General features: G+C 69.7%; 8 protein-coding genes and 1 pseudogene. 6 read left to right on the forward strand and 3 right to left on the reverse strand.

From position 1 onward, the window contains the following. Positions 1-380: pseudogene (locus AOK24_RS24190) on the forward strand (SCO2583 family membrane protein); the annotation flags it as partial. 99 nt (positions 381-479) lie between these two features. Here the strand turns inward: AOK24_RS24190 and AOK24_RS24195 are convergent. After that, on the reverse strand, positions 480-1,577 hold the full coding sequence (locus AOK24_RS24195; protein WP_055722178.1) for a M48 family metallopeptidase: 1,098 nt from the start codon (positions 1,575-1,577) through the stop codon (positions 480-482). 154 nt (positions 1,578-1,731) lie between these two features. Here AOK24_RS24195 and AOK24_RS49285 point away from each other — a divergent pair, with 154 nt between their 5' ends. The 4 genes from AOK24_RS49285 to AOK24_RS24205 all read left to right on the forward strand — a co-directional run bounded on the left by AOK24_RS49285 (position 1,732) and on the right by AOK24_RS24205 (position 4,262). Continuing rightward, entirely contained in the window at positions 1,732-1,875 is a 144-nt protein-coding gene (locus tag AOK24_RS49285) for a hypothetical protein (protein WP_165854481.1), read from the forward strand. A 122-nt stretch (positions 1,876-1,997) separates the two neighbouring features. Beyond that, entirely contained in the window at positions 1,998-2,162 is a 165-nt protein-coding gene (locus AOK24_RS49290) for a hypothetical protein (protein ID WP_165854480.1), read from the forward strand. Between the two features lie 44 nt (positions 2,163-2,206). After that, positions 2,207-2,833 carry a nicotinate-nucleotide adenylyltransferase gene (nadD, locus tag AOK24_RS24200; RefSeq protein WP_055722179.1) on the forward strand — a complete coding sequence of 209 codons (627 nt, stop codon included), beginning with the start codon at positions 2,207-2,209 and terminating at the stop codon, positions 2,831-2,833. Between the two features lie 25 nt (positions 2,834-2,858). Next, complete coding sequence (locus tag AOK24_RS24205; RefSeq protein WP_338060950.1) at positions 2,859-4,262, forward strand: M23 family metallopeptidase; 1,404 nt, start codon at positions 2,859-2,861, stop codon at positions 4,260-4,262. A 76-nt stretch (positions 4,263-4,338) separates the two neighbouring features. On the opposite strand, the gene pcrA is transcribed toward AOK24_RS24205, so the two are convergent. Beyond that, positions 4,339-6,813 carry a DNA helicase PcrA gene (gene pcrA, locus AOK24_RS24210; protein ID WP_055722180.1) on the reverse strand — a complete coding sequence of 825 codons (2,475 nt, stop codon included), beginning with the start codon at positions 6,811-6,813 and terminating at the stop codon, positions 4,339-4,341. A 446-nt stretch (positions 6,814-7,259) separates the two neighbouring features. Here pcrA and AOK24_RS24215 point away from each other — a divergent pair, with 446 nt between their 5' ends. After that, the gene (locus AOK24_RS24215; protein WP_055722181.1) at positions 7,260-8,330 is read left to right on the forward strand and encodes a C40 family peptidase; all 1,071 of its coding nucleotides are present in this window, start codon (positions 7,260-7,262) and stop codon (positions 8,328-8,330) included. A gap of 41 nt (positions 8,331-8,371) precedes the next feature. On the opposite strand, the gene AOK24_RS24220 is transcribed toward AOK24_RS24215, so the two are convergent. Beyond that, positions 8,372-8,725 carry a hypothetical protein gene (locus tag AOK24_RS24220; protein ID WP_055722182.1) on the reverse strand — a complete coding sequence of 118 codons (354 nt, stop codon included), beginning with the start codon at positions 8,723-8,725 and terminating at the stop codon, positions 8,372-8,374. Positions 8,726-8,793: the final 68 nt, after the last annotated feature.

Here is an 8,793-nt window from a genome sequence, read left to right on the forward strand (position 1 = left end):
CCGGCATCCGCGTCCGCGGCGCCCTCGGCATCGCCAAGACGCACTCCGAGACCCTGGAGGTCACGGCGGACCACACCTACGTCTCCGCCCTCCGCCCCGCCTCCGCCCCCTCCGCCCAGGCCTCCCTGTTCACCGTCCGCCGCGAACTCCACTTCCGCTTCGACCACGACGACCTGCGCCTGCGCCAGACCCAGCTCCTCGTCTCCTCGACCCAGGCGGGCCCCCTCGCCTGCTCCTCCGACGCCATCGGCTACCTTCGCCCCCTCCTGGCAGGCCAAACAGCAGGAACCGCCGGCCCCGCAGGAACAGACCCGTACGGGACGGGCACCACAGCGGCCCTGTGCGGAACCCTGGCGGGCGGCGCACTGCCGAAGGTGTGAGGAAGCTTCCCGGCCTTACGATCACCGCCCGACGTGGCAAGCCCCTTCTCCGTACCGGGGCCCGAGCGGCCGGCCGGTACGGAGAGAGGGCCCGGGGTTCTACTGCTCGTTCCCGTCCGTGTCCGTCTGTGGGCGGTCCTTCGTCGGGGTCGAGGTGCGGGTTCCGCCGCCGAAGCCTCGGCGGACCCGGCCGCCGAGGTCGCCCGCGCCGCCGGCGATGTCGGTGACCAGCTTCATCAGCGGGTCCTTGGAGTTCTTGACGTTGGAGGCGTAGCTGGCCGCGGACTCGCGGAAGGAGTCGGTGACCGAGGTGTCCTTGTCCTCGGTGCGGCGCGGGTAGTGGCCGTCCATGATGCGCTGGTAGTCGCGGGACTCGGCCCACTTCTTCAGCTCGGCGGCGCGGACGGTCGTGAAGGGGTGGGAGCGGGGGAGGACGTTGAGGATCTTGAGGACGGAGTCGCGGAGGTCGCCGCCCTCCTCGTACTCCTCGGCCTGCTTCAGGAACGCGTCGACGTTCATCTCGTGCAGGTGGTTGCCGCCCGCGATCTTCATCAGGCCGCGCATGGACGCCTTGAGGTCCTGGCCGACCAGCAGCCCGGCGCGGTCGGCGGAGAGTTCGGACTTGCGGAACCACTCGCGCAGCGCCGTCACGATCGCCATGATCGCGAGGTTGCCGAGGGGGATCCAGGCGACGCGGAGCGCGAGGCTCGTGAGGAAGAGGAGGATCGTGCGGTACACGGAGTGGCCGGAGAGCGCGTGGCCCACCTCGTGGCCGACGACCGCCCGCATCTCCTCCTCGTCGAGGAGTTCGACGAGGCCCGTGGTGACGACGATGATCGGCTCGTCGAGGCCGATGCACATGGCGTTGGGCTGCGGGTCCTGGTTGACGTACATCGCCGGGACCTTCTCCAGGTCCAGGATGTAGCAGGCGTCCCGCAGCATGTCGTTGAGGTGCGCGAACTGCTGCTCGGAGACGCGGACCGAGTCGGAGAGGAAGAGGAGGCGCAGGCTGCGCTCCGGAAGGAGCCCGCTGAGCGCCTTGAACACCGTGTCGAAGCCGCTCAGCTTGCGCAGGGCGACCAGGGCGGAACGGTCGGCGGGGTGTTCGTAGGCACGCGAGGAGATCTCCGGGAATCGCCTGCGCTGCCTGCTGGGCACGTTCTCGTGGCCGCTCTGCTCTTGGCCGTCGTCGGACATGTCATCCCCCATGTGCGAGATATGAGTGAGCTTCTTCGGCAGGGCTTCTTACGGCCCCTTTGCTGACCCTTGTGCGGTCCTTTGTGCCCCCGAGGACGCTGCCAGCCTAGGCGGAGTTACGGTGGACGGCACTACACCTAAGGAGTCCCGCACCATGGAGCACAACCCCGCCGTCTGGCTCGCCGCCGCAGACCAGCAGGGACCGGGGAACCTGCTCCGGATCGTCCTGGTCGTGATGGTCGTGGGCTGTGTGCTGACGGGGTGGTTCCTGCTGCGCGGCTACAAGAAGGACGACTGACGCACGGCGAAGGTTCCCCGCCCCGCGCGCAGGTTGGCGGAGTCGGCGTGATCGCCGGCGGGACCTCCCCGTACGATGGGCCGACGTCTTTATCTAGCCCACACCGGATTGGTCCGACGAAGATGAGCCTCCACAGCACCGCAGTCCAGTTGGTCACCCTCGCCGCCGAGGGCGAGGAGCACGGCGGCAACCACGAGAGCCTGGACCCGCTGGTCACCGGCGGTGCCGCGTTCCTGATCCTGATGCTCCTGCTGTGGATCACCACCCGCTTCAACCGCGACCGCTGAGACACCCGACAGGACCTTCACCCGGTGCCGGTAGGGTCTGCCGCATGGGAGAGCAGGACATGCCTACCGGCCCGTCGACCCCGGGCAAACGCCGCCTCGGCGTCATGGGCGGGACGTTCGATCCGATCCACCACGGACACCTCGTGGCGGCCAGTGAGGTCGCCGCGGCGTTCCACCTGGACGAGGTCGTGTTCGTCCCGACCGGCCAGCCCTGGCAGAAGAGCCACCGCGCGGTCTCCCCGGCGGAGGACCGCTACCTGATGACGGTCATCGCGACCGCCGAGAACCCCCAGTTCTCGGTGAGCCGCATTGACATGGACCGCGGCGGCCCCACCTACACCGTGGACACCCTGCGCGACCTGCGTGCCCTCAACCCGGACACGGACCTCTTCTTCATCACCGGCGCCGACGCGCTCGCGCAGATCGTCACCTGGCGCGACACGGACGAGTTGTTCGCCCTCGCGCACTTCATCGGCGTCACCCGTCCGGGCCACAACCTCGCCGACCCCGGCCTGCCCGACGGCATCGTCTCCCTCGTCGAGGTCCCCGCGCTCGCCATCTCCTCCACCGACTGCCGCGCACGCGTCGCGAAGGGGGACCCCGTCTGGTATCTGGTGCCGGACGGCGTCGTGCGCTACATCGACAAGCGCGAGCTGTACCGCGGCGAGTGAGGCGAGCAGGCCGAGAGGGGCACCGGTGAACAACCGCTACGACGCGGACCAGTCGGACGACGAGGAGACCCCGTACGTCGTGGTCGGCTACGACGACTACGGCCGCCCGGTCTACGGCCGCCCCCAGCAACAGGTCCCCCAGCAGCAGCCCTACGACCCGTACGCGGCCCAGCACCACGCCGCGTACGACACGGGCGCGTACGACACGACGGGCTGGCAGGCCGACTACCAGCACCTGTCCGCGATCCCCGCGCAGACCCCGGCGCACGACGACGGCACGGGTCAGTGGGACGCGCGGACCTGGCTCCCCCCTGAACAGACGGGCGGACCCGCCGACCAGACCCAGCAGTGGGAGTGGGGGACGCAGAGTTTCGACACGGGCGCGTACGACGCGACGGAGTGGAACTCGGCGAGCACCCCGGACGTTCACGAGGCACAGGACGTCCACGAGACGAGCGGCGACGGATACGACCCCACCGGCGCCGCGTACGACAGCCCCGAGCACGACCTCCCCTTCGACCAGCAGCCGACCACCACGTTCGAGGCGACGCCCCTCGCCGAGACCGGCGAACTCCCCGTTCTCCCGGGCGGCCAACTCCTGGACGGCCAGGAAGAGACGACCCCCGCCGACGTCCTGCACTCCGGCGCCGACCACAGCCCCACCCCCCGCCCCGGAGGCCGCGCAGCGAACCGCGCGGCCCGCCGCAAGCCCCCCGCGAAGCGCTCCGCGCTCCTGACCGTCGCCGTCCCCTCGGCCTGCGTGATGAGCGTCGCCGGTATCGCCGCCGCCTCGGTCGGCACGTTCAGCGACGACACCCAGGAGACGACCGCCTCGGCCGTGGAGCCGAAGTCGGTCAAGCCGTCCGCCGCGAACAACAAGCTGGACACCCAGCTGGCGAGCCTGAGCGCGGAGGCCGACGCGTTCGCGGACCGCGCGAGCCGTACGCAGGAGCGCATCGACCTCAAGGCGCAGCAGGAGGCCGAGAAGAAGAAGGCCGCGGCGGAGGCGGCGCGCCTGGAGCGGCTGCGCCCCAAGTACGCGCTGCCCGTGGCCCAGCACGGCCTGAGCGCGTACTACGGCCAGTCCGGCATCAACTGGATGTCGATGCACACCGGCATCGACTTCCCGGTGGCGTACGGCACGACGGTGATGGCCGCGACCGACGGCACGGTCCGCACCCAGTGGAACAGCGCCTACGGCAACATGCTGATCCTGACGGCGAAGGACGGCACGGAGACCTGGTACTGCCATCTCTCCAGCTACCGCGTCGCGTCGGGTACGACGGTCAAGGCGGGCGAGCCGATCGCGTACTCCGGCAACTCCGGCAACTCCACGGGCCCGCACCTACACTTCGAGGTCCGGCCGAACGGCGGCTCCTCGATCGACCCCCTGTCGTGGCTGCGCAGCCACGGGCTGGACCCGACGTAAGCGTCGTACGAACTCAGTCGTACGAACTCAGTCGTACGACCTGGCCCTCACCGCACCGGTGAGGGCCCGCCCCTGTTCAGAGCTTCTCGACCGGCGCGTACCGCAGCAGGAGCCGCTTCGGCTTCCCCTCGCCGAAGTCGATCGTCGCCTCGGCCTTGGCCCCCGCGCCCGCCACGCCGACGACGGTACCGAGGCCGAACTGGTCGTGGGTGACCCGGTCCCCGACGGCCAGCGCGATCGCGGGCTTCTCCTCGGCGCCCCGCCGCGTGGCGAACCCGGAGGCGCCCTTCGCGGAGGACCTGGACGACGACAGGGACGAGGTGACGGCGGACGGCGGCGCGGCCGGCGCCCCTGTCCGCTTCCAGTCGACGTGCGTCCCCGGGATCTCCTCCAGGAACCGCGACGGCGGGTTGTACGAGGGCTGCCCCCAGGCGCTGCGCAGCGTGGACCGCGTCAGGTACAGCCGCTCGCGCGCCCGCGTGATCCCGACGTACGCGAGCCGCCGCTCCTCCTCCAGCTCCTTGACCTGGCCGAGGGCGCGCATGTGCGGGAAGACGCCGTCCTCCATGCCGGTGAGGAAGACGACGGGGAACTCCAGCCCCTTGGCGGTGTGCAGGGTCATCAGCGTGATGACGCCCGAGCCGTCCTCGTCCTCGTCGGGGATCTGGTCGGAGTCGGCGACCAGCGCGACGCGCTCCAGGAAGTCGGCGAGCCCGCGCGGCGCCGCTTCCCCTTCCCCGGACTCTCCCGACTCTCCCGTCTCCTGCTCGAACTCCAGGGCCACGGAGGCGAGTTCCTGGAGGTTCTCGATGCGGGTCTCGTCCTGGGGGTCGGTGGAGTTCTGCAACTCGGCGAGGTAGCCGGTGCGTTCGAGTATGGCCTCCAGGACGGTCGCGGGACCGGCGCCGGACTCGACGACCGTACGGAGGTCGTCCATCAGCTCGTTGAACCGCTTGACGGCGTTCGCGGAGCGCGCGGCCATGCCGTACGCCTCGTCGACGCGCTTGAGCGCCTGCGGGAAGCTGATCTTCTCGCGCTGGGAGAGCGCGTCGATCATCGCCTCGGCGCGCTCGCCGATGCCGCGCTTGGGGACGTTGAGGATGCGGCGCAGGGGGACGGAGTCCTCGGGGTTGGCGAGGACGCGGAGGTAGGCCAGGACGTCCCTGACCTCCTTGCGCTCGTAGAAGCGGACGCCGCCGACGACCTTGTAGGGCAGGCCGACGCGGATGAAGACCTCTTCGAAGACGCGGGACTGGGCGTTGGTGCGGTAGAAGACCGCGACGTCACCGGCCTTGGCCGCGCCCTCGTCGGTGAGGCGGTCTATCTCCTCGGCGACGAACTGGGCCTCGTCGTGCTCGGTGTCGGCGACGTAGCCGGTGATGCGGGCGCCCGCGCCGGCGTTGGTCCACAGGTTCTTGGGCCTGCGGGACTCGTTGCGCTCGATGACCGCGTTGGCGGCGGACAGGATCGTCTGCGTGGAGCGGTAGTTCTGCTCCAGCAGGATCGTCGTCGCGTCCGGGTAGTCCTCCTCGAACTGGAGGATGTTGCGGATGGTCGCGCCGCGGAAGGCGTAGATGGACTGGTCGGCGTCACCGACGACGCAGAGTTCGGCGGGCGGGATGTCCGCGGCCTCGCCCACCACGCCGCCCACGAGTTCCCGCACGAGCGCGTACTGCGCGTGGTTCGTGTCCTGGTACTCGTCGACCATCACGTGCCGGAAGCGCCGCCGGTAGTGCTCGGCGACGTCGGGGAACGCCCGCAGCAGGTTGACGGTCGTCATGATCAGGTCGTCGAAGTCGAGGGCGTTGGCCTCGCGCAGCCGCGACTGGTACAGCGCGTACGCCTGGGCGAGGGTCTTCTCGAAGCCGTCGTTCGCCTGGGCGGCGAAGTCCTCCTCGTCGATCAGCTCGTTCTTCAGGTTGCTGATCTTCGCGCTGAACGACTTCGGCGGGAACCGCTTGGGGTCGAGGTCGAGATCCCGGCAGACGAGGGCCATCAGCCGCTTGGAGTCGGCCGCGTCGTAGATCGAGAACGACGAGGTGAAGCCGAGCTTCTTGGACTCGCGGCGCAGGATCCGTACGCACGCGCTGTGGAAGGTCATGACCCACATCGCGTTCGCGCGCGGGCCGACGAGCTGCTCGACGCGCTCCTTCATCTCGCCGGCGGCCTTGTTGGTGAAGGTGATGGCGAGGATCTGGCCCGGGTGGACGTTCCGCTCGGCGAGCAGGTACGCGATGCGGTGGGTCAGTACGCGGGTCTTGCCGGACCCGGCGCCGGCGACGATGAGCAGGGGGGAACCGGCGTGGACGACGGCCGCGCGCTGGTTGTCGTTCAGCCCGTCGACGAGCGCGGCGGAGTCCAGCACCGGGCGGGGGGCGCCGCCCCGGTAGTGGGTGTCACGGTCCGGCGGCAGGTCGAACTTCCCGTCGAACAAATCGGCCGGGACGGGCTCCGGACCCTGCTCGTCCTCGGGCGGCGGAGGGGGTTCCTCGGCGTGCCCGCGCGGGGCCTGGAGGTCCGCCAGGAAGCTGTCGTCAAAGAGGCTGCTCATCGCTCTCCGAGTCTAGAGGCCACCACTGACAACCGGACCCGGTCCCCCGCATTGCCCTTGCTCACCTTCCGGATCGCCCCTATCACAACCCGTGATGACCTGCGGGGACTTCGACACAGGTCACAAAAACGTATCGGGCAAATCGCCCGCCAACCTTCACAGAAGCCACACGAGTTGGCTACCGTGCCGCTCAAGGCCGCCTGTCACCCACCGGCGAACGTCGCCGGGCCGCGCGGCCTCCGCCGAGTCCGGCCCGCCCCCGTGCGCGAGGCAGCCGGAGCCGGGGACCCACCGAGAACTCGGGGTGAATCGGCCGACCTCCGCCGGGGAAGGCCGTAGGGCAACCTTCCGCAGCAGCACCCCCGCCCGAACCCTCCTCCAGCGCCTATGGCCTGGGGGACCCCCACCGCTAACCCGGCAGCGGACAAAGGAAGGAGTCGCCTCCATTGGCGTCACAACGCAAGCTCCGCTGGACGGGCATGCGCGCGTCAGGCATCGGCGCCCCCGCACTCGCCACGGCCGCGATCACGTCCATGGCGATGTTCTCCCAGCCCGCCGAGGCCACCCCGAACCCGTCCGACGACGGCAGACCTACCCTCGAAGACGTCGAGGCCAAACTCGACGCCTTCTACAGCAGCCAGTCGGGATCGAAGAAGGACGCGGCGGCCAAGGAGAAGGAGACCAAGCGCGCCAAGACCTTCCTCGACACGGCGGCCCGCTACCGCACGCAGGAGGCGCCCCTACCCCCGCCGCCGCCCGCACTGCCACCGCTCCCGTCGTTCCCGCCGTCGATCACCCAGGACCCCGACCAGAGCCCCGGCCACGACTACGACTTCACGGCCGGCCCGGAGAACTTCACGAGCGCACCCGCAGGCCACCCCGCAGGCCACGAGGCCGCGCCGAGAAGCGCCGACCGGATCCCGGACTGGTCCGACGAAATACCGCCGAACCACCCGTCGTTCCCGGAACTCCCCCTGCCGACGACGCTCCTGACCGCCCCCGCGACAGCCGCCCCCGAAACGGACGACCCGGAAAGCGATCTCAGCCACGCGAAATCCATAGTCCAGGGAAAACTCAGCAAAGCACAGGCCCTGCTGTCCTTCCACACCGCCGGACAGCAGAAAACAACCCCCCGCCAAACGGAATCCACCCCGATATCCGCCGAGGCGGAAAGAGCCCTCGCCTTCGCCCGCGAACAACTCGGCAAACCCGTCGTCCTGGGCGCCGCGGGCCCCGGCTCCTTCGACGGCCCCGGCCTCACCCAGACCGCCTGGAAATCCGCCGGAGTGGCCCTGCCCCGCACCGCGTTCGGCCAGGTCACGGCGGGCAAGCCGATCCGCCTCCCGGACGCCCGCCCCGGCGACCTGGTCTTCTTCCACGACGCCATCACACACGTCGGCATCTACATCGGCGAGGGCCGGATGATCCACGCCCCGCGCCCCGGCGCGTACGTCTGCGAGGAATCCATCCACTTCGCGGGAACGTCGGAGATCCACAGCGTGGTACGCCCGGCCTGAACACGTGTAACCACCGGTAACGAAGAAACCCGCAGCGGACCTCAGGTCCAGAGCACGGCAATGAAGACATTGACGACGGTGAGCAGCCCGACAAGCCCGAACAGGGGCTTCTCGACCTTCTCGTCGTCCCTCTTCACATACGTCAGCCCGAGAATGACGACCAGCAGCGCCAGCTTCACGCCGATCTTGACGTTGTCGACATGCTGGTCGTCGGCCTGATTCAGCCCGACCAGAATCACCCCGGTGACCAGCATGGTCGCGGCCCCGTGCAGCATCCCGGGGACGAAGCGAGCAGTGCCCTGCCCCATCGCCTTCACCTGCGCGAGGAACCCGCCGAGCAGCGCGGCGATGCCGATGATGTGCAGGCCGACGAAGAAATGGATGAGTACGTCCATGAGGCCGGAGCCTAATCAGCACCTCCCGGCCCCGTAGCAGCCGCCCCTGGCTGGGGGTGGACTGCCTC

This window comes from Streptomyces niveiscabiei (genome assembly GCF_001419795.1).
Lineage (GTDB): Bacteria > Actinomycetota > Actinomycetes > Streptomycetales > Streptomycetaceae > Streptomyces > Streptomyces niveiscabiei.

What these genes read in the sequence shown, in the direction of transcription:
- AOK24_RS24195 (WP_055722178.1), bottom strand. Translation starts at nt 1,577, where the DNA reads ATGTCCGACGACGGCCAAGAGCAGAGCGGCCACGAGAACGTGCCCAGC.
- AOK24_RS49285 (WP_165854481.1), top strand. Translation starts at nt 1,732, where the DNA reads ATGGAGCACAACCCCGCCGTCTGGCTCGCCGCCGCAGACCAGCAGGGA.
- AOK24_RS49290 (WP_165854480.1), top strand. Translation starts at nt 1,998, where the DNA reads ATGAGCCTCCACAGCACCGCAGTCCAGTTGGTCACCCTCGCCGCCGAG.
- nadD (WP_055722179.1), top strand. Translation starts at nt 2,207, where the DNA reads ATGGGAGAGCAGGACATGCCTACCGGCCCGTCGACCCCGGGCAAACGC.
- pcrA (WP_055722180.1), bottom strand. Translation starts at nt 6,813, where the DNA reads ATGAGCAGCCTCTTTGACGACAGCTTCCTGGCGGACCTCCAGGCCCCG.
- AOK24_RS24220 (WP_055722182.1), bottom strand. Translation starts at nt 8,725, where the DNA reads ATGGACGTACTCATCCATTTCTTCGTCGGCCTGCACATCATCGGCATC.